General features: G+C 64.9%; 22 protein-coding genes. 3 read left to right on the top strand and 19 right to left on the bottom strand.

Annotation, left to right across the window (positions count from 1 at the left end):
- Positions 1-142: 142 nt before the first annotated feature.
- From ACNFIA_RS31515 to ACNFIA_RS31440, 16 genes are all read right to left on the bottom strand, one after another.
- Positions 143-919, bottom strand: coding sequence for a hypothetical protein (locus ACNFIA_RS31515; RefSeq protein WP_416790929.1), 777 nt, complete (start codon positions 917-919; stop codon positions 143-145).
- A 203-nt stretch (positions 920-1,122) separates the two neighbouring features.
- Positions 1,123-1,410 carry a barstar family protein gene (locus ACNFIA_RS31510; RefSeq protein WP_416790928.1) on the bottom strand — a complete coding sequence of 96 codons (288 nt, stop codon included), beginning with the start codon at positions 1,408-1,410 and terminating at the stop codon, positions 1,123-1,125.
- Positions 1,407-1,793 (bottom strand): hypothetical protein, encoded by a 387-nt coding sequence (locus ACNFIA_RS31505; protein WP_416790927.1) that lies wholly within the window; start codon positions 1,791-1,793, stop codon positions 1,407-1,409. Before ACNFIA_RS31505 ends, ACNFIA_RS31510 begins: the two co-directional genes overlap by 4 nt.
- A gap of 286 nt (positions 1,794-2,079) precedes the next feature.
- Positions 2,080-2,772 (bottom strand): SOS response-associated peptidase, encoded by a 693-nt coding sequence (locus ACNFIA_RS31500; protein ID WP_416790926.1) that lies wholly within the window; start codon positions 2,770-2,772, stop codon positions 2,080-2,082.
- 60 nt (positions 2,773-2,832) lie between these two features.
- Positions 2,833-3,177, bottom strand: coding sequence for a hypothetical protein (locus ACNFIA_RS31495; protein WP_416790925.1), 345 nt, complete (start codon positions 3,175-3,177; stop codon positions 2,833-2,835).
- The gene (locus tag ACNFIA_RS31490) at positions 3,174-3,557 is read right to left on the bottom strand and encodes a hypothetical protein (RefSeq protein ID WP_416790924.1); all 384 of its coding nucleotides are present in this window, start codon (positions 3,555-3,557) and stop codon (positions 3,174-3,176) included. The genes ACNFIA_RS31495 and ACNFIA_RS31490 overlap by 4 nt, the downstream gene beginning before the upstream one ends.
- A 69-nt stretch (positions 3,558-3,626) precedes the next feature.
- On the bottom strand, positions 3,627-4,628 hold the full coding sequence (locus ACNFIA_RS31485) for an isocitrate/isopropylmalate dehydrogenase family protein (RefSeq protein WP_416790923.1): 1,002 nt from the start codon (positions 4,626-4,628) through the stop codon (positions 3,627-3,629).
- Positions 4,625-5,269: a carbonate dehydratase gene (gene can, locus ACNFIA_RS31480; RefSeq protein ID WP_259757342.1), complete on the bottom strand. Its 645-nt coding sequence runs from the start codon at positions 5,267-5,269 to the stop codon at positions 4,625-4,627. The genes ACNFIA_RS31485 and can overlap by 4 nt, the downstream gene beginning before the upstream one ends.
- A 64-nt stretch (positions 5,270-5,333) precedes the next feature.
- A complete protein-coding gene (locus ACNFIA_RS31475) occupies positions 5,334-6,578 on the bottom strand; it encodes a C69 family dipeptidase (protein WP_259757343.1) in 1,245 nt (414 codons plus the stop codon).
- Complete coding sequence (locus tag ACNFIA_RS31470) at positions 6,553-8,025, bottom strand: flavin monoamine oxidase family protein (RefSeq protein ID WP_416790931.1); 1,473 nt, start codon at positions 8,023-8,025, stop codon at positions 6,553-6,555. Before ACNFIA_RS31470 ends, ACNFIA_RS31475 begins: the two co-directional genes overlap by 26 nt.
- Positions 8,026-8,672: 647 nt before the next feature.
- Entirely contained in the window at positions 8,673-9,125 is a 453-nt protein-coding gene (gene rimI / locus ACNFIA_RS31465) for a ribosomal protein S18-alanine N-acetyltransferase (protein WP_259757347.1), read from the bottom strand.
- Positions 9,122-9,955, bottom strand: coding sequence for an energy transducer TonB (locus ACNFIA_RS31460; RefSeq protein ID WP_416790922.1), 834 nt, complete (start codon positions 9,953-9,955; stop codon positions 9,122-9,124). The genes rimI and ACNFIA_RS31460 overlap by 4 nt, the downstream gene beginning before the upstream one ends.
- Positions 9,956-10,070: 115 nt before the next feature.
- Positions 10,071-10,586, bottom strand: coding sequence for a DUF6160 family protein (locus ACNFIA_RS31455; RefSeq protein ID WP_259757349.1), 516 nt, complete (start codon positions 10,584-10,586; stop codon positions 10,071-10,073).
- A gap of 18 nt (positions 10,587-10,604) precedes the next feature.
- Entirely contained in the window at positions 10,605-12,179 is a 1,575-nt protein-coding gene (locus ACNFIA_RS31450) for a hypothetical protein (protein ID WP_259757350.1), read from the bottom strand.
- Position 12,180: 1 nt separating this feature from the next.
- Complete coding sequence (locus ACNFIA_RS31445; RefSeq protein ID WP_416790921.1) at positions 12,181-13,263, bottom strand: hypothetical protein; 1,083 nt, start codon at positions 13,261-13,263, stop codon at positions 12,181-12,183.
- 234 nt (positions 13,264-13,497) lie between these two features.
- On the bottom strand, positions 13,498-14,103 hold the full coding sequence (locus ACNFIA_RS31440) for a hypothetical protein (protein WP_259759469.1): 606 nt from the start codon (positions 14,101-14,103) through the stop codon (positions 13,498-13,500).
- Between the two features lie 217 nt (positions 14,104-14,320).
- Between ACNFIA_RS31440 and mksB the strand changes: the two genes are divergently transcribed.
- Genes mksB through mksF form a run of 3 tightly spaced genes read left to right on the top strand, consistent with a single transcriptional unit; the run spans position 14,321 to position 19,174 of the window.
- Entirely contained in the window at positions 14,321-15,598 is a 1,278-nt protein-coding gene (gene mksB / locus ACNFIA_RS31435; RefSeq protein ID WP_416790920.1) for an Mks condensin complex protein MksB, read from the top strand.
- Positions 15,588-16,343, top strand: a complete 756-nt coding sequence (gene mksE, locus ACNFIA_RS31430; RefSeq protein WP_416790919.1) for an Mks condensin complex protein MksE — start codon at positions 15,588-15,590, stop codon at positions 16,341-16,343. Before mksB ends, mksE begins: the two co-directional genes overlap by 11 nt.
- Positions 16,340-19,174, top strand: a complete 2,835-nt coding sequence (gene mksF, locus ACNFIA_RS31425) for an Mks condensin complex protein MksF (RefSeq protein ID WP_416790918.1) — start codon at positions 16,340-16,342, stop codon at positions 19,172-19,174. Before mksE ends, mksF begins: the two co-directional genes overlap by 4 nt.
- Positions 19,175-19,365: 191 nt before the next feature.
- Here mksF and ACNFIA_RS31420 read toward each other — a convergent pair whose 3' ends face one another.
- Genes ACNFIA_RS31420 through ACNFIA_RS31410 form a run of 3 tightly spaced genes read right to left on the bottom strand, consistent with a single transcriptional unit; the run spans position 19,366 to position 22,922 of the window.
- Positions 19,366-21,666, bottom strand: a complete 2,301-nt coding sequence (locus ACNFIA_RS31420; protein WP_416790917.1) for an MlaD family protein — start codon at positions 21,664-21,666, stop codon at positions 19,366-19,368.
- Complete coding sequence (locus ACNFIA_RS31415) at positions 21,659-22,279, bottom strand: paraquat-inducible protein A (protein ID WP_416790916.1); 621 nt, start codon at positions 22,277-22,279, stop codon at positions 21,659-21,661. Before ACNFIA_RS31415 ends, ACNFIA_RS31420 begins: the two co-directional genes overlap by 8 nt.
- Positions 22,266-22,922: a paraquat-inducible protein A gene (locus ACNFIA_RS31410; protein WP_259757358.1), complete on the bottom strand. Its 657-nt coding sequence runs from the start codon at positions 22,920-22,922 to the stop codon at positions 22,266-22,268. The genes ACNFIA_RS31415 and ACNFIA_RS31410 overlap by 14 nt, the downstream gene beginning before the upstream one ends.
- Positions 22,923-23,215: the final 293 nt, after the last annotated feature.

Here is a 23,215-nt window from a genome sequence, read left to right as displayed (position 1 = left end):
GTCTGACCGCTTCGATTTTGAATTCTTCGGGGTAACGCTGGTTGCTCATGGCACCTCCTGATGGGCCTCATTATGAGGCTTGGAGGTGTCTACGAAACTAGGGGCGATTCAAACTTAGGTCTAATCAATACATAAGCGCTCATCAACCCATGGGATTGAAAGAGCTCTCTGCCGTGCAATACCGTTCCTTCATCTGATAGCTCCAATTCGCGCGATCTCTATCTGCACGAGCGGTCCAAGCTCGGCATTGCTCCCGAAAATGCACCTTTGCGCCCTTTCGGCACTCTCGATACTCAACGGATCCCCAGCCTTGATTTCGGCAGACAGATCCCCCGTCAATGACGTTGTTAACAACAACCCACTCAGCCAGATAGCCGCTGCCGCCACCCCAGCTCTTTATCCACTGCGAATCACGTTCCTGGGCGTAGTTTTGAGCACTGCCCTGCCGAGCTATTCGTTGGTCCCGCTCAGCCTGAAACTGCGCTAAGTATTCTTGAGAGACCATGCCTTGGGGCTCAGACGCTACCTGCGGAGTACGGACGCGCGGCAGCTCGCCGCCGTTCTGGCAACGAATCACGTTTTCATCGATGGCATTGCCGCCGTTCAAGCAATCACGCAGCGAGCGACGATTTGAGGCTTCTGCTGCGGTTGGCCGATGGGCGATCTCAGGTGGAGGTGCAGGAAGATCCTGAGGATCTTGGGCAATGGGAATGCTCTCCTCGACGGGCGCAGGGGCGGAGAGACGATCTACGAGAGAACGGAGCAAGGGCCAAGTCAGCGCTAGAACCGTGAGCAGTATCATGCAGCCAAACAAGTGCAGAGCGTTCCAACGGAAGGCCTTGCGCCGCTTCCGAGTTATCCCCTCTCGCTGCCGCTCACTACTCTCGCGACGCATCCATTCGCGGTCATCCAGTCCCATGGTCCTTCCCTGCGTGCATCCGTACATGGCATGTGGCCATGTCGAAGCTAGCGCGAGACGCCAGTATCCGTAAAGACTCTAAGGGGACTACATAAGGTCAATTGTCAGAAACAGCCGGTTGAAATGAGGTTTCGTCGCCTCGGAAAGGCCCGGTTTACTGAGTTTTTGGGCGGCCTAGAGGCTCTCATGCGACTAATGGCTGATCATCGGTAAATGACCTTCGGTGCCTTTGTCGGGTATTTCTCATTCATCTCGCCAAGCAGGTCCATCAGCTGCTTCGACTCTTGCGGCATAGTCACGGAAAATGCGGACCACCCCTGGAATTCCAACACCTCCGGCATATCCACCAATCCCGTGATGGAATCCCAGAAAGCATCCCAATTCCGACCATACCAATCGGGAAATAGCAGGGCTTGCGCCAAACACTCATGCAGTTCCTCTTGACCCTGCACGTCACCAAGATCAATCGTAACGATCTGCGGGCGGGTCATTCCGGAATGTCCTGCGGCCCGGCTTCCATCAGCTCCGCGGACAAATGAAGCGCCAGCAGCTCAGCCGAAATACCGGTGAAGTGTTTCAAGACGTACGCCATCTGACGCAGATAGATATCCACCCACTTGAAGTACACGGCAGCATTGGGCCGCGGCGGCCGATCCTGCATAAAGGAATGGGCTCGGGCGAGAAACAACGGAATGACGTCGTAATTCTTGCTGAGGAAGAGCCCGATGCAGTGGTTGACGAAGCTAACCAAGGGGTAGAGACCGGAGGACATCCGATACGCCTGATCGGGGACCAGGTCAGAGGTATTCAGAATCTGATGGAGGCGCTTGAGCTTGGCACGCTCTTCATTGGCCCCAGGAATCGACAAATCCATTTTCGACTACCGCTCCATTAAGTGGTCCAGACCCTAGCGCGAGGTGCCAGTATCGGTAAAGCCTCTGGGGTGACTACATCGGGGGAATTGTCAGAAACAGCCTGTTGAAGTGGGGTTTTATCCACGCTGAAAGGCCCGAATTACAGGGATTCGAGGTGGCCCAGGGTGACTCTCATGCGATTCATAATGCTGATGTCCCAGGTTCAAGTCCCGGTGTAGCCACCATCTCTCGAAAGGGGGTTTAGCGAACGCTAAGCCCCTTTTCTTTTTGCCTGCAAAAATCGACTTACTCGGCTTCGTCGATCAACTCCGGCAAATCAGTCCTCGCGTCATTCACCCGCAACGATACCCGGTGTCTGGCAAAGTCTTCCCGCGCGTGATGAATCAAGTCGTCCAGCGCTTCGCTACGCGTAGCCGCGGATAGCCACTCCTCGAAGTTCTCCGGCGCCAGCACCACGGGCATACGGGGGTGGATGTGCTCGATGCTGGGCGCAGCGGCCTTGGTCAGCAGGGCGCAGGAGAGGATGGGGTCACCGCAGGGGTTTATCCACAGGGACCAGAGGCCGGCGATGGCGATGATGGGGTCGGTGGGGCTGTGGATGAAATACGGCGGGTGGACCCGGCGGCCGGCGAGGTTGCGTACGGTTTCTTGCTCGTTCCACTCGTACCAGCCCAGCGCTGGCATGAGGCAGCGGGTGCTGCGCAGGGCCTGGCGCCAGAGGGGTTTACCGGCGGCCTCTTCGCTGCGGGCATTGAAGGAGAGGCTTGGCGGGGTGGGCTCCTTCCACCAGGTGGGGATCAGGCCCCAGCGGGCGGCCAGCAGTTCGAGTTGGCCGCTTGCGTCGTGGCGCAGGATGGGCACGGTCATCGTCGGGGCGACGTTGTAGCAGGGCTCAAGCCAGCGCGGCGGGGTGCGCGCGCCGATGTGCCAGTAGCGTTCGATAGCGGCCTCTTCGGGGCTGACGTAGCGTCCGCACATGCCGGGCACCTTGATGAGAGGGGTGCTTTGAGCTTAGTTCGCCGGCATGCCTGGCGAGTGTCAGTGCGGCAGGCGGGACTGGCCGATGTGCTTGGCGGCGGTATCGATAAGGAACCAGAGCGACAACGGCGCGCCGATGAACAGGAAAGGGATCATCAGGAACAGGCCATGGCCAACCCAGGCGGTAACGTCTGCTCCGCCGGCCAGGCAGCCATGCAGGTTCTTCGCTCCACCCTGGCAGCTGGCGTAAGCGTATCCCCAGGAACCCAATTGCCAGCCGATGCCGGTATAGGCTGCTGGCAGGACAGCGAGAAGGTAGCGCACCGGCCAAGCCAATTGCGATGAGCGCCAGAACAGGAGAGCCGGAGGCACGAAGAGCGCCAAGGCCAGTATCAGCAGCTTCATGCCCGTTCGGTTCCGCGATGCGCACCAACGGTGCAGGCAATACACGCTGCGAAATAGCTCAGCAGGGCAATCAGTAGACTCTTTGCCCAGGCAAAGACAGCCATTTTTCTATCCAACTGGTCATTCAGCCGCTGGCTGCGGGGCTCATCCACCATACTGCGGGTCAACTCATAGATCTTTTCCTGAGCCTCGCAGCGGTATTCCTTGTAGATGCGCTTAATATCGGTCGCATACTTCTGCCCTACCACAGTCTCGGCGAAGTCGTCCCGCATGTGGTCGCGGATAGCGCTGTTTACTCCCGTCAAGAAGGCCGTCATGTAATAAAGGCCAACGGCAATGAGAAGCTTCCGCCAGGAAGGCTTGAAGAAACGCAGGATCATCCTTGTCTCCATGCATTGAGGGTTGGCGCACGCTAACACACAGGCTGGCAGCGCTTCACGCTCTGCTGCTCAGTCCAACCGCTGCATAACACCCCGCCCAATCATGCACGTGGTCTCGCCCCCGAAATCCACACCCCCCTCCTCCCGCAGGAAGCCGTCCACCGCCGCATCGATCCGCTGCGCCAGCTCCGGCAGTTGCCAGTGGTGCCGCAGTAGCATGCCGGCGCTGAGGATGGCGGCGAGTGGGTTGGCGCGGCCGGTGCCGGCGATGTCAGGGGCGCTGCCGTGGACGGGTTCGGCCAGGGCGATGCCGTTGCCGAGGTTGAGCGAGGGCGCCAGGCCCAGGCCGCCGCCCCAGTGGCTGGCAAGGTCGGAGAGGATGTCGCCGAAGAGGTTGGTGGTGACGATGAGGTCGAAGGCCTCCGGGCGCTCGACCAGTTGCAGGGCTGCGACGTCCACCAGGCGTTCGTCGAGCACGTCGCTCCAGCCGTCCTCGGCGAGCAGGTCGCGGCAGGTGTCGCGGAATAGGCCGCAGGTGAGCGGCAGGACATTGGCCTTGTGCACCAGGGTGATGCGCCGGGCGCGGCGCAGGCGGGCGAGTTCGGCGGCGCCAGCGGCGAGGCGCTCACAGGCGGCGCGGCTGATCACCCGTTCGGCGATGGCGACGCCGTCGGCTTCCCAGTGTTCGCGGCCACTGTAGAGGCCTTCGCTGTTTTCCCGCAGGACCAGCAGGTCGATGCCAGCACGTGGCGAAACCACCGGGCGCGAGCGAACGGGGCGCAGGTTGAGGTTCAGCGCCAGCGTCTGGCGCAGGCTGAGGATGGCGCTGCGGTAGCCTTCGACCCTGTGACTGGGCGAGGAAACGGCGCCGAAGAGGCCGGCACCGCAGGCGCGCAGGCGGTCGTAGGTGGATTGGGGAACGGAGGTGCCGAGGCGCTGGAAGCAGTCCCAGCCGGCGTCGGCTTCTTCCACCTGAAGGTCGGGGAGCAGGCGTTGCAGCACCTCCACGGCGACGGGCACGACCTCGCGGCCGATGCCGTCACCGGGGATGACGCACAGGCGCCGGCTCAAGGCTGGCCGAGCGGGCGCAGGCGATATTGCGGCGGCAGTTGGTCGAGGCCGCTGACGGTGACGTTGAGGTCCTTCCAGATGCCGTCCTTGATGCCGTAGATGCAGCCATGCACGGAGAGCTTCTGCCCGCGGTGCCAGGCGTTCTGGACGATGCTGGTGTGGCTGACGTTGGCGACCTGCTGGATGACGTTGAGCTCGCAGAGGCGGTCGACGCGCTCTTCTTCCTTCTCGAACTGGCCGAGGTGGTCGCGGTATTCGTAGGCGAGGTCGCGGATGGTGCGCAGCCAGCCGTCGATCAGGCCCAGTTGGGTGTGGTGCAACGCGGCGCGCACGCCGCCGCAGCCGTAGTGGCCGGTGACGAGGATGTGCTTGACCTTGAGCACGTCGACGGCGAACTGGATGACCGACAGACAGTTGAGGTCGGTGTGCAGGACGACGTTGGCGACGTTGCGGTGGACGAACAGCTCGCCGGGCAGCAGGCCGACGATCTGGTTGGACGGCACGCGCGCATCGGAGCAGCCGATCCACAGGTATTCGGGCGTTTGCTGGCGGGCCAGTTTGGCGAAGAAGTCGGGGTCTTCCTGCTTGATCGCTTCGGCCCAGCGGGCGTTGTTGTCGAACAGTTCCTGCAGCTCGCTCATGTCCGGCTCCTCATCATTTGGCTGGCGGCACCTTACGCAGCGCGGGCGTGACTGACAAGCCGCATCAGCGCACAGCGTTCAGTCGCCACCAGCGCGACGGGCGCGGCGCCTGCTGCAGCGCCAGCTGGTGCCAGGCGTCGTGCCAGGCCTGGCCTTCGGCGGCCAGACGCGGCCAATCCAGCGTGCGCCGATCCAGGGCGCTGAGCAACTCGGTTTCCAGCCAGCCGTGGCCCGCGCGCAGGGCATCGGCGAAACCGGGGTCGACCAGGGCGCGCTGGTGCACCGTCTCGAAGCGCCACCACAGGGAATCTTCCACGGCGTCGCTTTCGCGGCTGAGCAGCCCTTCGCCGGCGCGCTCCTCGAAGCCCAGCGGCTGGAAGATCGACAGGCACGGCGCGGAGGTGCCGGTGGCGGCCAGGCGCGGGGCATCGCCGTCGAGCCGGGCGATGAGGCTGGCGGTGGTCTGCGAGGGGCGCCAGAAGCTGCCCGCGTGCAGGCAGATCTGCCGGTTGTCGTGCAGGTGGAAGCGGTGCCCGCGGTGGCCATGGCTGCGCAGTGCGACCACCAGCGCCAGCCAGTCGACCTGGGCCGGGCAGTGGGCGAGAAAGTCTTCGTTGAGCTGGCGGCGCTGGTGCGCACCGGCGATCCACGGCAGCACGCGGCCATCGAACGCGCGGGCGAAGTGAAAGTCGCCGCGGCCGTTCCAGCAGCCGAAGCGGCGCGCCTGGGTTTCCAGGTTGGGGCTGGCGAGGTCGTAGTCGTGGCCAAGGCTCAGGGCATTGGAGATGGCCCAGCGTTCGACCTTCTTCGCCGCCCACAAGCGCCCGGCGGTTTCCAGCACCCAGGCTTCGTCGCGGTCGGCGATCAGGTAGCTGTTGTCGTAGCGCAGGCGTTTATTGCGGTAGCCGGCCGGGCCGCCCTGGCCGTGGCGTTCCAGCAATTCGGTGATCACCGCCAGGGCTTCGCGGGCGCTGCCGCCGCGCTCCAGGCCCAGGCGCAGCAGGTCCATGCCCAGCAGGGCTTCGCCGTCGCGCTCGGTCAGTCTGGTGAACACGGCTTCGTTGCCGATGGCCACGCCCTTGTCGTTGACGCCCATTTCCGCGCCCCACAGCCAAGCCGGCTGGCTGAGGATGACGCCGTGGCGATTGGCGGTCTGGGGGATCTCCAGGTAGCTGGTGCGCACCGTGGCCGCGCTGTCGCCGTGCACAGGCTCCAGGCGGATCAGGCGTTGCGCTTCGGCGGGCTCGCGGTCGCTGTTCTTGGCGAACCAGGTGGCCCCGCCGCTACGCAATACCAAGGTGTCGCACATAATCTTCCTCCCCGTGATCTTCCCGCGCGCCGAGCACTTCCCGCGCGGCGCGCTCCCCGGCCTCAACGGCCCCATCGAAATAGCCCATCCAGCGCGACGCCGTCTCGGTGCCGGCGAAGTGCAAGCGCCCGTAGGGTTCGCGCAGGCGCGCCGCGCCGCTGCTCCACAGTCCCGGCGGGAACAGCGCGGCATAGCAGCCGCGGGCGAAGGGCTCCTCGGCCCAGGATTTGTCCACGTAGTCCACCGGCTGCAGCGCCTGTTCGCCGAAGTAACGGGCGAAGCACTCCAGCACCTGGCCACGGCGGTCGCCGGCGGGCCGGGCGTTCCACTGCCGCGCCTCGTCGCCTTCGATGAAGCCCAGCAGCACGCCGCGCGCGGTACCGGGGACGCTGTTGTCGAAGGTCAGGCGCACCGGGCCGGCCTCGCTGGTGGCCTGGCCGGACAGGCCCTTGTCGCGCCAGAAGGGGGTGTCGTAGAGCGCCATGCACTTGATCACCGCGCCTTGTGGCAGGCGTTGCAGGAGCTGGTCGCGCCAGCTGGGCAGCAGCGGTTCCTGGGTGATGCGCAGCAACTGGGTGGGCGGGATGGCGAAGATGACGTGGCTGGCCCGATGCGTGCCGCGGTCGGTCACCAGTTCGACGCGGCTGCCGTCCTGGCGCACGGCGCGCACCGGTTCGCCGGTGTGGACGTCGCCGATGCGTTCGGCCAGCACTTCGCTGATCCGCTGCGAGCCACCGAGGATGCGGTCCTGCTGGGCGCCACCGTCGACGCCGAGCACGGTGTCGAGGTTGGTGCCGCCATGGATGTAGAAGAGGACGTGGAGGAACGAGAGGTCATGGGGGCTGGCAGCGAACACGGCGCCGCACATCAGCTCGAAGACCTTGCGCCCGGTGGCGGTGCGCACGTTGCGCCGCAGCCATTCGGCGAAGGTGAGGCTGTCCCACTGCGGTGCCTTGGGGTGCAGGCTGGGGTCGCCCAGGGGGATTTCCCGCGCCATGCGGTCCAGGCGGACGTGCGCCTGAAGGACATCGAGCAGGACGTGCGGAGGAAACTTCGGAATAGTGCCGCGATAGGGCCTGAGCCGGCCTCCGAACAGGGTGAGATTGTCGCCCTGGTTCCATTGCGGATAGGTCGACAGACCCAGTTCCGCCAGCAGGGAAAGGATGCGCTCCTGGGTCGGGCCGACCCACTGGCCGCCCACCTCGACCACTTCGCCGCTGGCAAAGCGATGGTTGAGGGTACGCCCACCGACGCGCTTGTTGGCCTCGATCACTTTCACCCGTTGCCCGGCTTGCGCCAGACGCCAGGCCGCGGTCAGCCCCGAAATACCGGCGCCCACCACGATCACATCGCTGCGATTCATGTTTGCGACCTTATTGTTCTTGTTGTTATTGGCCTTAAGGGTAAGCCAGGAATAGCCCTCGGAAAAACCCGATCGGCGGGAAATTTCTCAATAGAGGTGGGAGTCGAGGCGGAGGAGTTGCGCGGGGTTAACGCCTGTAGGAGCGGACTTCGTCCGCGATAGGCCCGCATCGCGCCGGAGATCATCGCGGACAGAGTCCGCTCCTACGCGCGGGCGGCCTGTAGGAGCGGATCTTATCCGCGAGAGCCTGCAGGCGCGGCGCAGGGGTTCAGGACTTCGCGGACAAGGTCCGCTCCTACGCGACGGGAAATGGCGGAGCAGAACGCGCCATACGCGCGGTCGCGGGCATGGCGCGCTCCTACCTGAAAAATCGCGCCGGGGCGTGCCCTCTCCCCGCCCTGGCTGCGCGCCCCGCTCCGAAGGGAGCTGTCCGTGCCGGCTGATACTGAGGTTTCATCCTGCACCATACGGTTCCCTCGCCCTTCAGGGAGAGGGTTAGGGAGAGGGAAGTTCTCGGCACGGAGTCTCAGAAGAAGACCGTTACGCCTGCGAGGGGAGTCGGCCTGTAGGAGCGGATCTTATCCGCGAGAGCCTTCAGGCGCGGAGCTGGGGTTCAGGACTTCGCGGACAAGGTCCCGCTCCTACGCGACAGGGAATGGCGGCGCAGAGCGCGCCATGCGCGCGATCGCGGGCATGGCCCGCTCTTACATGTTCGTGACGGCGCCGCGGGGTCAATCCACTAGCGTGCAGGCCATCACCAGGGCGTCTTCCCGGCCGCCGACGGCCGGGTAGTAATCGCGGCGGCGGCCGATTTCGTTGAAGCCGTAGCGCTCGTAGAGGCGATAGGCGGGGCCGTTGGAGGCGCGGACCTCGAGGAAGCATTCCACCCCGCCCCTTTCACGGGCGCGCTTCATCAGGTGTTCCAGCAGCGCCAGGCCCAGGCCGCGGCCCTGGCTTTCCGGCTTGACGGTGATGTTGAGCAGGTGCGCTTCATCGAGAATCAGCTGGATGACGCCGTGGCCGACCTGCTGGGTGCCTTCGAACATCACCCAGCATTCGTAGCTCTTCAGGCCGTCGGCGAAGGTGCCGCGCGTCCAGGGGTGGCTGAAAGCGGCGTATTCGATCTTGAGTACGGCATCGAGGTCCGCCTCGGTCATCAGGCGGAAGGAAACAGCGTCGCTCATGCAGGGGTCTGACTCATCCAGCGTTGCCGCACGCGGCGCATGGCGCGCCAGAGGTCGGCTTTCAAGGTGGGTTCTTCGGCGAGGCGTTCCAGGCCCGGCAGTGCCCAGGCGACGCCCAGGCCCTCGACCTGCAGCTCGCGCAGCAGGGATTCTTCATCGCCCTCGCCGGCGAAGCGCACGGCAGGCATGCCGACCAGCCACAGGCAGGCGCACTGGGCGCCCTCCTCCAGCCGCGCGGCGACGAAGCCCTGGACGAATTCGCGGGCGGCTTGCGGGCCCTGGTCCATGTTGCCGCGGGAGAACAGCGGCCAGCGCACCGGCTCGCCGAGCAGTTGCGGGCTGTCCGGCAGGCCGGCGGCGCGCAGCAGGTCCTTGAGCAGCAGGTAGGCCGGATCGCGGCTGGCCAGCGGCTCGCCGGTGGGCAGTTCGACCAGCAGGGTGCATTCGCCGGCGCGCAGCAATTGCAGGGCGAAGCGCGGCGGCGGGGCGACCGGCGTGCGGACGACCGGCTCGGCTTCCGCGTCGTTCGGCGCTTCGGCCTTGACCGCAGCGACCGGCTTGGTCGGCACCGCCACCTTGGGCAGCAGGCGCGCGGCGATCGAGCCGGGTTCGCCGGCGGGCATCGGCGCAGGGGCGCTGACCGGCGCGGCAGCCTCGCGGGCCACGGCCACGGTCGCAGGCGCAGGGGCCGCCGGCTCGGCGACGACCGGCGCGGGCGTCTCCAGCAGTTCCGGGCGCGACGGAGCGGCGAACGGCAGCACCACGCGCGGCAGCCAACTGGCGACCTGCATGGCGCCAAGGTAGGCGCGGCGACGGGCTTCTTCGATCAAGGAGCGTTTACCTGTGGGTGGTGCCTGCACGGGCAGGCCAACTCGACGAGGCGGGATTGTCGCGTGAAACGCGTCGGGGGGAAAGGCCGGCGGGCGGACGGCCAGTGCGTTTCGCTTACGGCGTGCCGAAGACGTAGACGTTGCCGGTGAGCTTGACCGCGCCGGTGGCCTGGTAGGTGAGCAGGTTGGTCTGTTGCAGACCGCCGCCGGAGACCTTGCCCTGGTTGGAGCCGCCCAGGGTGAACTGCAGGTTGCTGGCGCTGGCGTTGGTCAGGCCGATCTTCATGGCCTGCCGGTTGAACAGTGCACCGTCGCCGTTGAAGCCGTTGTTGATGGTCACCATGTCGATGGACATGCCGTCGAAGCTGAAGCTGCCCTTGATGTTGTCCAGCACGATGTAGCCGGTGCTGTTGAGCGGCTGGATCGCCAGGCGCGCACCGCAGCCGCCGCTGCAGCGGGTATCGGCGGTGTTGGCGGCGAGGTTGAAGTTGACGCTCAGGCTGACGCCGTCCTGCCCGCTGACGTCGGCCATCTCACTGTCGTCCAGGCCGCGCATCTCGCCGTGGGCGGTGGCGGCGGCCAGCAGGACCAGGGGGGCCAGGAGTCGGCTCGAAAAACGTGCGGTATTCACGGCGAGTCTCCTCATGCGCTAGCGCGGCAGGTTGACGGTGCGGACGTTCAGGTAGTCGATGCGCAGGCCACGAACGGCCTGGGAACCGAGGTCGGTACCGCTGATGTTCAGGTTGCCGATGCTGATATTGCTCTTCTGCACGTTCTGGTAGAAGGCCTCGTGGTTGGCCCAGGTGACGCCTGGCGCGCTGAGCATCAGGTCGCCGTTGCTGGCCACCGAGAGCGTCGCCGGCTGGTAGTTGGCGTCGCCCAGGTTGAGGTCGAAGTAGACGTTCTTGGCCACCACCTTGTTGCTGTCGGCGCAGTTCTCGCAGCCGGCGATGATCAGTTTGTCGGCATACATCTGCAGGCTCATGGAGGCCTTCAGCCCGGCGGCGTCGCCCCACAGGTTGAGGTAGGAGCCGTTGAGGGTGAAGTTCTCCAGGGCGATGGAGAAGAAGTCGGTGCGGGTACTGGTGGCGCCAGCGCTGCCATCGCTGTTGTAGGCGGTGCTGGGCAGGGTGAATTTGGTGGCGATGCCGATATCCAGGCCCTGGATGCGCGTGCCGGAGGCGTTCTGCATGGCGCCAGCCACCAGTTGCACGGTGGCGACGTTCTTCTCGGTGCGGGTGATGGTGCCGCTGACGCAGGTGGTGGCGCTGCCGCCTTGCGCGCCGCAGAGCTGGACGAACTTGTCGTAGTCGCTGGCGCGCTGGCTGAGGGTGACGCCGTTGCGGCTGACGTTCCAGGAGGCGCTGAGGTTCTGCTGGGCGGTGGTGAGGTCCTTGGTGCTGGCGTCGTAGGTATCCACCGAGGCGTTGTAGTTCTTCACCGCCGTGTTGTTGCTGCACGCGAGGATGGCGCCGCAGTCGTACTTCTCGCCAATGGTGGTCGGGCGATCGGCGCAGAAGATCAGGCCGCACACCTGCGCGGGAGCGTTGTTGTAGCTGGTGGTCATGGCGTTGTAGTTGTTCTTCTGCACGGCCTGGGCGGCGTCCACCTCCGCCTTGCGCTGGTTGACCACGACCATGTCGGCATCGATGCCGCTCTTGAGGCCGATCATGTTGTTCGAATAGGTGCTGAGCAGCGTGTCGCGCTGGGTTTTCAGTGCGCTCAGCTCGGTATTGATCCTGGTGGTCGCCTGGTTCGGGTTGGTGCAGCCGGCGTCGCCATACAGGCAGCCCTGGTAATAGGACCAGAGGCCGAACTTGTGGGTGTCGTTGATCGGGTCGGTCCAGGTCGGCGTCATCAGCTGCAGCGCTTCCTGGTTGGCCGGGATGTTCAGCCCCGCCTTGTACTTCACCGGGCCGAGGGTGAAGGGGTGCAGCGGCGTGCCGAGGTAGGCCTTGGTGTCCAGCGTGCCGCGCTGGCTGCCGGCGCCCTTGATGTAGGCGCCGGTGATGTCGACCTGGACGTCCTGGTTGGCGCTGTTCTTCACCCCGGTGATCTTCGAGGTGGCCGTGGCCTGGTCATAGCTGAAGCCATCGATGAAGAAGCCCAGGCCGGCGCCGCTGACTTCCTCCAGCTGGTCGTCATCCAGGGCCTTCATGCCCAGAGCCGGCAGGCTGACCAGGCAACCGGCGAGGCAGGCGAGTACCGCTGTGCGCCAGCTCATGTCAGCAGCCCGCCGCTTGCGAGCCCATGCAGGTCGGCTGCCGGGGCAGGCCGCGCAGGGCGTCGTAGAGGTTGATCAGTATCGGGTAGACCGCGTCCGCGCCGCTGCCCACCTTGGGGAAGTTGGCGAAGGCGCCGGACTGGGTGTTGACGAACTTGCCGGCGTTGGCCAGGTCCTGCCAGGGCACGTTCTGGTTCTGCAGGGAGAAGAAGATGCCCTGGGCGCCGGTGTTGATGTCGGTGGAACCGGGCTTGCCGATGTAGATGGTCTTGTAGTTGGTCAGGTCGAAGCAGGTGGTCAGGCCCAGCGCCTGGCAGTTGTTGGTGGTCGACAGGGTCGGGATCAGCGCGGCGATCAGGCCGCCGGCGTCCGAGTGCAGCGAATCGCCCTTGGCGATGCCGATCTGCTCGGCGCGGTTGATCGGCTGGCCGTTGATGGTGGCCTCGCCGGTGCCGGCCTTGAGCAGCACCACGTCGGCGTAGACCGGGGTATCGCCGGCCACGGCCAGCGCCAGGCAGTTGATGAGGTTCGGGCAGCCGTTGCGGGTGTAGTAGTCGTAGGCGATGGAGGCCGGGCCGTAGATCTGCCCCTGCAGGTTGCCGGTGATCGACAGGATGTCGCCGGACAGGTCGCCCTGCGCCTTGCCGAAGCCGACCCGCGCGCCCACCAGCTGGCGCACGCCATTGTTGGTCTGGAAGGCGAATTCGACGTACGGATCCTGGATCTGGAACGGCACCATCTTGGCGTCGGGCGTATTGGCGTTGTCCACGCGGCCCAGGGCGAAGTTGTTGATCAGGATGTCCGCCGGCTGGCCGGACACGGTGGTGGAGCCGGTGCGGGTGTAGTTGCCCAGGCTCAACTGGTCGATGTTGGTCAGCAGGCTGATGTCGGCGCCGAAGTTGAGCCGGGTGTACTGGTAGTTCTGGTAGGTGGACGCGTCGACGGTGAGCATCGCGCCCTGCCCGGAGATGCTCGACAGTTCATCGTCATCCATGGACTGCATGCGCGCCTGGGCGGAAAAAGCCAGCAGGCCGCCGCAGAACAAGGCAAGGGCACGCATGAGCGGACCGGAGGACTGACGCATGGCACTCTCCTTTCCTGGCCCCTGTTCGCGGGGCCTGTTGTTATTCATCGGGCGTATCGGGTCAGGAACGAGGTCGAGACTCGGCGCCGTGATGCCACTATAGGAATTCAGCCGCCACGGCGGCCCGACCCATAGTCGAGTAAATCGCCAGGAACGATAGACGACGAACGGAACGTCCGGCAAAGGTTGTTACCCATCGTCACACCCGGGTGACAGGGTCGCGCCGGCGATGGCTCACTGATGGCGGAACAGGCCGATCAGGTGCTCGGCGATGGCGCCCTTGATGGCGTCGAGGTTCAGCCGTGAATGGGCCTGTAGTCTGGCGATGTTAAGGCGGTGCAGGTGCAGCGAGGGCATGCGCGCCTCGTACTCGCGCAGGTCGCCCTTCACCAGTACCGGCAGGAAGATGTCCCCGCGCATGCGGTAACGGTTGATCAGCAGCTTCAGGCCGTCCTGGAACGGCAACTCGCGCGAAGCCACCAGCCGGTGTTCGGCGGGAATCTTCAGGTACAGGCCGCTGTAGCCCATGGTCTCGCCAGGCAGGATATGGATGCCGGTGGGCTCCACCGCGTCGCCGGGAATGTCGTGGAAGGTGTCGAACCAGGCCTGCTCGTCCGGCAGGATGGTGATACCGCCCTCCTGGTTCTCCGGGATCACGAAGCTGTAGTTGCTGTAGAGCTTCTCGACATACGACGAATAGATGCACAAGCGATTTTCGAAACGCTGCAGGAAGGCGATGGCTTCGTTGCGATCAGTGATCGCATCCAGGTCCCAGTCGAGGTCGTTCTGGCGTTCCAGTTCGGCCCAACGGGCTTTGGCGAGTGCGGCGTCGTAGGTCATCTGCGTCAATCAGACTCTGAAAGCTAGGTCTCTGTGAAAGACTTGGGCAAAAAACTTGCCAGAAAATTCAGCCAGTTAGGTCGGATTTTCCGTGAGATGCGTCACACGGACGCTGATGGTGCGGTCGCAAACTGACGCGTTTCGTCACCCTGTCGGCCAGGGGTAGGCCTTTGCAGTACAATCGCCCCCTTTGTTCATTCCGGGCCCAACCAAGCCGATGATCGACCCACGACGCGTACTACGCGCCCTCGCCGAACACTGGGTGCTGCTCGAACCGCTGTGCGAGCGCTTCGACGCCGGCACCCTGAGCCTGGTGGAGCTGCGCATCCAGCTCACCAGCCAGTTGCCCGACAGCACCCCGGTGGACATCACCGCCCTGCTCGACCAGTGGGTACGCCTGGACATCCTCGTCCCGGTGGCCAAGAGCCCCAACCGCTTCGAGCTGAACGCGCAGATCCACGACTTCCTCGCCTACCTGCGCCAGGAGCACCGCCTGGGCCTGTGCCTGGAGATCGAAGCCTACCTGCGCCACCTGGAACGCCTCGCCGGCTACATTCGCGATGCCTTTGAAGTGCGCGACGGCAACGACCTGGCCCGCCAACTGCGCCTGCTCGACATGCGCGTGCGCGACGTGCTGAAGAAGCTCGCCAACGACGAACAGGCGCTGGTCGCCGTGGCCGAGCGGGCCAAGACCAGCGACCGGCAGATTCCGCTGCGCCAGCGCTATGCCGAAGTCCTCGCGACCTGGGACGAATACGTCGAGCCGATGATCCAGCTGGTCTCCGCCGACGGCGCCTTCGAACAGGGCGTACGCCGTGTGGAGCAGGTGCTGCTGCGCCTGCTCGGCGAGCAGGCGCGCCTGGGCCAGTTGGTGGACGATGACCAGTTGCTGCGCACCCATGCGCGCATCCTGGAAATGCAGACCACCGCCCAGCTCACCCTGCGCCGCGCCCGCGAACTGCTGCTGCCCCTGCGCGAGGAAGCCCGCCGGCACAACGCGATCACCCGTGGCGCCGCCCTGGCGCTGTCGGTCATTCGCCGCAAGGGCATCGATGCCGTGCCCCAGGCCGCCATGCCGATGTTCACCCGGCCGCAGAGCAACTTCCTCGGCACTGCCTCGCAGGTGGAGAGCTACGTCTTCGCCCTTGCCAACTTCCAGCCCAAGCCGGCGCACTTCCCCAAGGCCAGCGGCAATCGCAAGAGCGACGGCCCGCAACGCTCGCCGCGCACCGCGCGGGAAATGCTCGACCGCTGCCAGGCCGCGCTGCCGCTGCCAGACCTCATGCAATGGCTGCTGGAGCAGGAGCCCGACGGCGCCACCGACGAACTGCTCTACTGGTTCTCGCGCCTCTCGCGCGATGCCCGCTTCCAGCGCGACCGCCTCGAGCGCCGCCAATACGACACTCTCCAGCACAGCGTCAGCCTGTGCTCCTTCGCCCTGATCGCCGGCCCCGCCGCTGGCAAGGACAGCAAGAGCGAATCGCATGCAGATTAATCTCACCGAAATGACCCAGCTCGCGCCGATCTTCCGCGAGCTGTTCAAGGGCTTCCACATCAGCCGCCGCGACCCGGAGCTGTACAGCCAGCTGTCCAACCAGCAGGACGCCTACCGCGCGCTGTTCCGCAGCCTGGGCTACGAGCTGGTCTGCGATACCCGCGGCTTCTACTACTTCGTCCCCGAGCAGGTGGGCGCCCAGGTGAACAAGACCGCCCAACGCCTGGCGCTGTTCACCTTCATCCTCGTCGAGCACCTGGCCGACCAGGGCCGCGACCCGCTGGCCGTCCTCGATGGCGGCAGCATCGGCCGCGACGAGCTGCCGCCGCTGCTGGAAAAGTACCGCGACCTGTTCCTGCAGGCCGAGGTGACCACCCAGGAGGAGCTGGAAGAGAAGGTCATGCGCCGCCTCACCCAGCTCGGCTTCGCCGCCGAGGACAACGGCGTGTACCGCTTCCTGCCGCCGATCCACCGCTTCCTCGACGTCTGCCTGTCGGTCCAGCAGGACCGCGACCTGGCCGCCAACCTGCACGCCAGCGAAATGCAGTTCAGCGCCCCGGTGCTGATGGAGGAAGACGACGAGCCGGTGGTGATCCTGGAGTCGTATGCCGACGAGCCGGCCGACGAAGACGCCATCGTCCCCTTGGAACAACCCGCCGCCGTGGCCGTTGAGGAAGAGAGCGAAGAAGACGCCCTCGCCCGCGCCATCGCCGAAGAACAAGCCGACATGGAGGCCCAGGCATGACCCAGGAACGCTACGGCATCCGCCGCTTCGCCCTGCTCAACACCGCCGGCTACAGCCTCGGCATCTTCCCGCTGGAACAGCCGCTGTCGGTGTACGGCGCGAACAACCTCGGCAAGTCGGCGTCGATCAACGCGCTGCAGTTCCCGATCCTCGCGCGCATGTCGGACATGAGCTTCGGCAAGTACAGCCTGGAAGCCTCGCGCAAGTTCTACTTCGCCACCGACACCAGCTACATCCTCATCGAGCTCGACCTGCCCAACGGCCGCCACGTGATCGGCGTCGGCGGCCGCGGCCCGGGTGGCGGCTTCGGCCACCAGTTCTTCGCCTACCAGGGCGAGCTGGATCTGGAGCACTACCAGAAAAACGGCACCTGCCTGCGCCTGCGCGAGCTGTACGCGAACCTTGAGCGCGAGGGCATCAAGTCCTATGAACTCAAGCCCGACGAGCTGCGTCGCCTGCTGGTCGGCGGCCACACCTCTATCCCGCTGGACCTGACGCTGATCCCGCTGCGCTCCACCAGCGAACAGAGCCTGAAGACCTTCCGCTCGCTGTTCATCAACCTGCTGCACATGCGCGAGATCACTGCCGCCAAGCTCAAGCAGCTGTTCCTCGATGCCTTCGAGCACAGCCTGCGCTCGGGCAGCGTCGACTACATCGCCGCCTGCGAGGAAGCCTTCCGCGACGTGCGCCGCATGGAGGGGGACTACCAGGCCCTGGTCGCCGCCGGCCCGCTGGTCGAAGCCCTGGCCAATGGCGTGCAACAGCGCGAAATCCTGCGCGGCAAGATGCACCGCCTCTCGCCCCTGCTGGATAACCTGCTGGGCACCTGGGAAGACTATTCCGGCGCGCGCAAGGAAGAGCTGGTCATCCAGGCCGAGCACTACAAGCGCGAGCAGGACGGCCTGCAGAACGAACAGCGCGGCAGCACCGCCGAGCTGATGCGCCTGGAGCGCGAGATCAGCGAGATCCAGCGCTGGATGGGCGAACTGGCCGTGCTGAAGAACCGCTTCGCGCTGGTCGACGACGCCAAGGTACTGGAGCAGCAGCTGCTCGCCGCCAAGGACGCCCACGACGAACTGGCCGGTGCCCTGGCGCACTCCCGGCAGTTCTCCAGCGAAGACCTGGACGAGCGTCTGCGCGACCTTGAGAAGCGCCTCAAAGGCGTTCGCCAGCAGCTCGAACACGCCGACAACAACAGCTACGCCCGCCTGCGCGAAGAGTTCTCCCAGCAGGACGTGGAACGCCTGATGCGCCTGTTCAACGGCGCGCTGTTCAGCCTGCCGCTGGGCGAGAAGGGCGTGGACCTGGACGAGGCCGGCCAGTGGGTCGGCAGCGTCGAGAAGATCCTCGATGCCTTCAAGGGCGAGCGCTTCGAAGTGCCCGGCCTTTCCATCGACCTCTCCACCATCGAGCCGCCAGCCCTGCAGGCCCTGGCCGACCGCGCCGCCCTGCGCGACCAGAAGGAGCGCCTGGAGAAGGAGCTCAAGCAGCTCAAAACCCAGCAGGCCGTGGCGGCCGACCGCAACGCCAGCAAGGCGCAGGCGGACAGGCTGTACCAGGACGTGCTCGATGCGCAGAAGGCGCTGGAAGACTTCCGCCGCAGCCAGACCCTGAGCGCCGAGGAACCGGGCAAGCTGGAGCGGCTTGCCCAGCTCGAAGCCACCCAGGACGAACTCAAGCGCTCCGCCGACGCCTTCACCGAGCGCGTCCAGCAGCTCTCCGCCAAGCTGCAACTGATCGGCCGCCAACTGGCCGACATGGAGGCCAAGCAGCGCACCCTGGACGACGCCCTGCGCCGCCGCCAGCTGCTGCCGGCCGACCTGCCCTTCGGCATTCCGTTCATGGACCCGGTCGACGACTCCATGGACAACCTGCTGCCGCTGCTCAACGACTACCAGGACACCTGGCAGTCGCTGCAGCGCGTGGACGGCCAGATCGAGGCGCTGTACGCCCAGGTGCGCCTCAAGGGGGTGGCCAAGTTCGACAGCGAGGATGATCCGGAACGTCGCCTGCAGCTATTGATTAACGCCTACGCGCACCGTACCGACGAGGCGCTCACCCTGGCCAAGGCGCGTCGCGCGGCGGTCACCGACATCGCCCGTACCCTGCGCAACATCCGCAGCGACTACGACAACCTGGAACACCAGCTGGCGCTGTTCAACCGCGAGATCAACAAGCGCCAGGTATCGAACCTGCAGAGCTTCCGCATCGTGCTCGCGCCGAACAAGGACGCGCTCAAGCACATCGACCAGATCATCCACAGCGCCGGCCAGTACGAAGAAGGCGAGAACCTCTCGGTGTTCGACCTGACCCAGAGCGCCGAGCAGGATGCGAAGAACGAGGAAGCCAAGGACTACCTGTCGCGCCTGGTGGCGGCGAACAACAACCAGTTGGGCCTGAAGGACCTGTTCGAGCTGGCGTTCGAGATCACCAAGATGGGTGGGCAGCCGATCATGCACACCGACATCGACGGTGCGGCCTCCAACGGCACCACCATGACCATCAAGGCGCTGACCAACATGTACCTGTTGCTGCACCTGATGGACCGCGAACAGGCCGGTCGCATCCGCCTGCCCTACTACCTCGACGAGGCAGCGGACATCGACGAGCGCAACCAGTCGGCGCTGCTGGAGACCAGCCTGCAGCTGGGCTTCGTGCCGATCCTGGCGAGCGTGAAGCCGCAGGTCTCGGCCCAGGTGGCCATCGACCTGGAAGGCGGCAGCGGCCCCAACGGCATCTACATCGACGAGGCGGACTGGAAGTACATCCGTCGTCGTGACACCGAGAAAGCCGCGCACAACGACGTGGAGGCCAGCGCCGAGCCGGCGTGATACCCCTGCGTTGACGAAAAGCCCCGCCCTGCGGGGCTTTTTCTTGTGGGCTCTTCGTAGGAGCGAGCTTGCTCGCGAACAGGCCCTGCATGAACCCGTTCGCGAGCAAGCTCGCTCCTACAGGGGGCCGCTCGGGCGTCTGACATGAAAAAGGGCCGCAATCGCGGCCCTTTTTTCCTGTCGGCGAAAACTCAGTTCGCCTTGCCCAGCGGGATCTTCGGTGCCCAGTCGAGCCACTCGTCGTTGGCCTCGTCGAACAGCGCGAAGGTCTGCCCGGGCTTCGCCGGCGCGCCCATCGTGTCATTGTTCGGGGTGGCGAAGGCCACGCCGCCGGCGAGGATCGTCTCCATCGACTCGGTGCGCACCTTCACGCCCTTGAACAGCCCGGCATCCACACCGACGCCGCTGGTATTCCAGAAGCGGCTACCGGTGCGCACCAGCGGCGCGTAGCGCGGCTCGATGAGGATATGGATCAGCACGCGATCCGCCGTTTCGCCCAGTTCGAAGGACGTTACCTTGCCCACCTGAACTTCACGGTACGTCACCGGCACACCGGTCTTCAGCGAGCCACGCCGGGGCGCGCTGAGCGTCAGACGCAGGCCATCCTCATCCAGCAGACGGTTGGGCTCACCTGCCAGCAGGCTGAAGCTGGTCTGCTCCTGCCCCGCCTTGGCGCCCGGCAGGACCTCGATGTACTGGCCGCTGACGATGGTGCCCAGGTTGCTCACGCCGGACAGCCCGACCTGCGGCCCCACTACCCAGAAACGCGTGCCCTGGCGGGCGATGCGATCGGCGCTGCGGGTCAGGCGCGCCTTCAGCAGCACGCTTTGCAGGTCCTTGCTCAGCTCCACCTGCTCCACGCGGCCAACCTCCAGGCCCTTGTAGCGCAGGACGGTGCCTTCCTTCAGCCCGTCGGCGGTATCGGCGCGCAACTCGATCATCTGCCCCTTGAGATGCGCATCCTCCTCGTTATCGAACAAGGCGAAGCGACGCACCTTGGTGATCGGCGCCGCCTTGTGATCGGGCGTATCGAAAGCGATGCCGCCAGCAAGCAAGGTCTGCAACGACTCGCTCTTCAGCTTGATGCCGTCGAGCCCGCCGCTGACGGTGATGCCGCTGATGTTCCAGAAGCGCGACGAGGTATTCACCAGGTTGGCGTACTCCGGCTCGATGTGCACACCGATGACCAGGCGCGACGGATCACGGCGGGACAACTGGTAGCTCTGCACGCTGCCGACCTTCATCTGCCGGTAGAGGATCGGCGTACCGACCTCCAGCGACCCGAGTTGATCGGTGGTCAGCACCAGGTGCAGGCCGGGGGCGTCGAGATTCAGCGGTGGGGCTTTGGGCCGAATGACGAAATCACGGGTCGGCTCGCCATCGCTGGCGAAGCGCACGTTGAGGTAGTTGCCCTTCACCAGGGCCTCGAGTCCGGTGATGCCCGCCAGCGAGATGCTCGGCTTGACCATCCAGAACTCGGTCTTGCTGTTGAGGAATTCCTCGGTGCGCGGGTCCATGGACAGGGTAGCGGTGGCGCCGTTGAAGTCCTTGTCCATGTCGATGCTTTTCACCGTGCCGACTTCCACGCCGTTGTACATTACCGGCGTGCTGCCAGGGGTAAGGCCGCTGACGTCACTCACCTTCACCTTGACCGCAAGCCCGGCCTGGGCGGCGTCGAAGTCCTCATAGAGGCGGAACGGCTTGGTCGGGTCGGTGGGCGGGCTGTCCGCATAGTTCTCCGGCGTGGCGAAGGCGATGCCGCCCGCCGCGATGCTCGCCAGGGACTCGGTGCGCAGCTTCAGGCCGCTGAGGCTGCCGGACAGGGTAATGCCGCTGGCGTTCCAGAAGCGCGTGTGCTTGCGCACCAGGTTGGCGTAGGCCGGCTCGATGTGGACCTTCACCTCGATGGTCTTCTGGTCCTCGGCCAACTGGTAGCTCTTCACCTGGCCGACCTGGATCTGCCGGTAATAGATCGGGCTACCCTGCTCCAGGGAACCCAGGCGATCGGCTTTGAGGATCAGGTGCAAGCCGGGCAGGCTGTCCGACAGCGGCGGCGGCTCCTTCAGCGCGATGAACTCCTGCTGCTGCTCGCCCTTCACCGGGTCGACGGCGATGTAGTTACCCGAGACCAAGGTCTCCAGGCCGGTCACCCCAGCAATCGACACGCGCGGCTTGACCAGCCAGAAGCGGGTGCTCTTGCTCAGGTACTCCGCCGCCTCCTTGCGCATCTCGACCACGGCCGTGACGCCCATGTTGGGCTTGTTCACATGCAGGTCGACCACCTTGCCCACGCCAATGCCCTTGAACACCACCTCGGTCTTGTTGGCCTGGATACCCTCGCCACTCTCGAACTGGATCTGGATCATGATCCCCGCCTGGTCGTAGGCGCGCCAGGCCAGCCAGGCACCGATCGCCAGTGCGATCAGCGGAAGGATCCAGATAGCCGACCAGTTGGTGGTCTTGCGCATCTTGGGTGTTGGGAGGTCACTCATCGTTGTCTTCCGCGTCCGTGTTATCCCAGATCAGCCGGGGATCGAAAGTCACTGCAGCCAGCATGGTGAGCACCACCACGCTGGCGAAGGCGGCCGCACCGAGGTTCGCCTCGATACTGGCCAGATTGCCGAAGTTCACCAGCGTCACCAGGATCGCGATGACGAAGATGTCGAGCATCGACCAGCGGCCGATCCACTCGATGAAGCGGTACATCACATTCCGTTGCAGGGCGGAAAGCGGCTGGCGCCGCTGCACTGAATACAGTAGCAGCGCAATGCCGACGAGCTTGAAGGTCGGCACCAGAATACTGGCCACGAACACCACCGCAGCGATGGGCACCATGTCGGCATTGATCAGTTCGACCACGCCTTCCATGATCGTCGCCGGCATGCCGTTGCCGAGGAAATTTACCGTCATGATCGGCAGCAGGTTGGCGGGGATATACAGGATCGCCGCAGTGATCAGCAGCGCCCAGGTGCGGATGATGCTGTTGGGGCGACGCTCATGAACCACCGCGCCGCAGCGGCTGCAGTGGGTCTCCTCATCGTCTTCACGACGGTTGAGCTGGTGGCATTCGCCACAGACCACGATCCCGGCGTCAATGGCCCGCATCGTCGAACTCCCCGGACAATTCGCCCCAGACCTGATGGTGGGACATGGTGACCTCCAGCCAGACCTGGGTGAACAGCAGGCCCACGAAACAGGCCAGGCCAACGCTGACGTGCAACTCCGCCATGCCGATCAGTTTGACGATCGAAACGAGGATACCCATCAGGTAGACCTCGAGCATTCCCCACTCACGCAGGTGCTGATAGCCGCGCAGCAGCAGCATGCCGTGCTCGCGCAGCGACTTGTAGCGAATGGATAGCAGCACGAACAGCTGGCAGAGCAGCTTCGCCAGGGGGATCACCATGCTGCACAGGAACACCAGGAACGCGACGCCGGCCATGTTCGAATGGTACAGGCCGACCACACCGCTCCACACGGTATCCATGCTGGTCTGGCCCAGGATGGTGATGTGCATGATCGGCAGGAAGTTCGCCGGGATATACAGAATCAAGGCCGTCAGCACCAACGCCAGCGCACGGCGGACCATGTGAGGACGGTGGATTTCCAGCTCGTATCCGCAACGCGGGCAAACCGAGCGGTGCCCGAGGGGAACGGGCTCGCGGCGCATCAGCAGGTCGCACTCGTGGCAAGCCATCAGCTCTTCCAGAGGCAGATCCCGCAAGGCTTGTCCTTCGATATCGGGCATGTAGGAACTCAGGGAAAATTTGAAGCTATTGTAGACGACAAAAACCCATTTCCGTTGCCCCCAACGGCCCTCGAACATTCTGGAGAAACCCGCCAGGAGTGCCGGTTTGCGCGGTGTTCCGGTAGTTGGGAGCATGCCTGTCCCGAGTCCACGAGAACAGAGGCATGGTGTGAAATTTCCCACGCGCAAAAGCAAAACCCCCGGCCAGCGATGCTGACCAGGGGTCTTGGGATAGGAGCTTGACGATGACCTACTCTCACATGGAGAAACTCCACACTACCATCGGCGATGCG

This window comes from Pseudomonas sp. NY15437, assembly GCF_048068435.1.
Classification (GTDB): Bacteria; Pseudomonadota; Gammaproteobacteria; order Pseudomonadales; family Pseudomonadaceae; genus Pseudomonas; species Pseudomonas nitroreducens_B.
Note: the sequence above shows the minus strand (reverse complement) of the source record. Positions and strands in the feature narration are given on the sequence as shown.

Excerpts from the sequence above, each read along its gene's own strand:
- ACNFIA_RS31420 (WP_416790917.1), bottom strand. The coding sequence starts at position 21,666 with ATGAGTGACCTCCCAACACCCAAGATGCGCAAGACCACCAACTGGTCG.
- ACNFIA_RS31515 (WP_416790929.1), bottom strand. The coding sequence starts at position 919 with ATGGGACTGGATGACCGCGAATGGATGCGTCGCGAGAGTAGTGAGCGG.
- ACNFIA_RS31475 (WP_259757343.1), bottom strand. The coding sequence starts at position 6,578 with ATGTGCGACACCTTGGTATTGCGTAGCGGCGGGGCCACCTGGTTCGCC.
- ACNFIA_RS31500 (WP_416790926.1), bottom strand. The coding sequence starts at position 2,772 with ATGTGCGGACGCTACGTCAGCCCCGAAGAGGCCGCTATCGAACGCTAC.
- ACNFIA_RS31415 (WP_416790916.1), bottom strand. The coding sequence starts at position 22,279 with ATGCGGGCCATTGACGCCGGGATCGTGGTCTGTGGCGAATGCCACCAG.
- ACNFIA_RS31440 (WP_259759469.1), bottom strand. The coding sequence starts at position 14,103 with ATGACCTACGACGCCGCACTCGCCAAAGCCCGTTGGGCCGAACTGGAA.
- mksE (WP_416790919.1), top strand. The coding sequence starts at position 15,588 with ATGCAGATTAATCTCACCGAAATGACCCAGCTCGCGCCGATCTTCCGC.
- can (WP_259757342.1), bottom strand. The coding sequence starts at position 5,269 with ATGAGCGAGCTGCAGGAACTGTTCGACAACAACGCCCGCTGGGCCGAA.
- mksB (WP_416790920.1), top strand. The coding sequence starts at position 14,321 with ATGATCGACCCACGACGCGTACTACGCGCCCTCGCCGAACACTGGGTG.
- ACNFIA_RS31505 (WP_416790927.1), bottom strand. The coding sequence starts at position 1,793 with ATGGATTTGTCGATTCCTGGGGCCAATGAAGAGCGTGCCAAGCTCAAG.
- ACNFIA_RS31495 (WP_416790925.1), bottom strand. The coding sequence starts at position 3,177 with ATGAAGCTGCTGATACTGGCCTTGGCGCTCTTCGTGCCTCCGGCTCTC.
- ACNFIA_RS31445 (WP_416790921.1), bottom strand. The coding sequence starts at position 13,263 with ATGCGTCAGTCCTCCGGTCCGCTCATGCGTGCCCTTGCCTTGTTCTGC.
- rimI (WP_259757347.1), bottom strand. The coding sequence starts at position 9,125 with ATGAGCGACGCTGTTTCCTTCCGCCTGATGACCGAGGCGGACCTCGAT.
- ACNFIA_RS31450 (WP_259757350.1), bottom strand. The coding sequence starts at position 12,179 with ATGAGCTGGCGCACAGCGGTACTCGCCTGCCTCGCCGGTTGCCTGGTC.
- ACNFIA_RS31510 (WP_416790928.1), bottom strand. The coding sequence starts at position 1,410 with ATGACCCGCCCGCAGATCGTTACGATTGATCTTGGTGACGTGCAGGGT.
- mksF (WP_416790918.1), top strand. The coding sequence starts at position 16,340 with ATGACCCAGGAACGCTACGGCATCCGCCGCTTCGCCCTGCTCAACACC.
- ACNFIA_RS31490 (WP_416790924.1), bottom strand. The coding sequence starts at position 3,557 with ATGATCCTGCGTTTCTTCAAGCCTTCCTGGCGGAAGCTTCTCATTGCC.
- ACNFIA_RS31410 (WP_259757358.1), bottom strand. The coding sequence starts at position 22,922 with ATGCCCGATATCGAAGGACAAGCCTTGCGGGATCTGCCTCTGGAAGAG.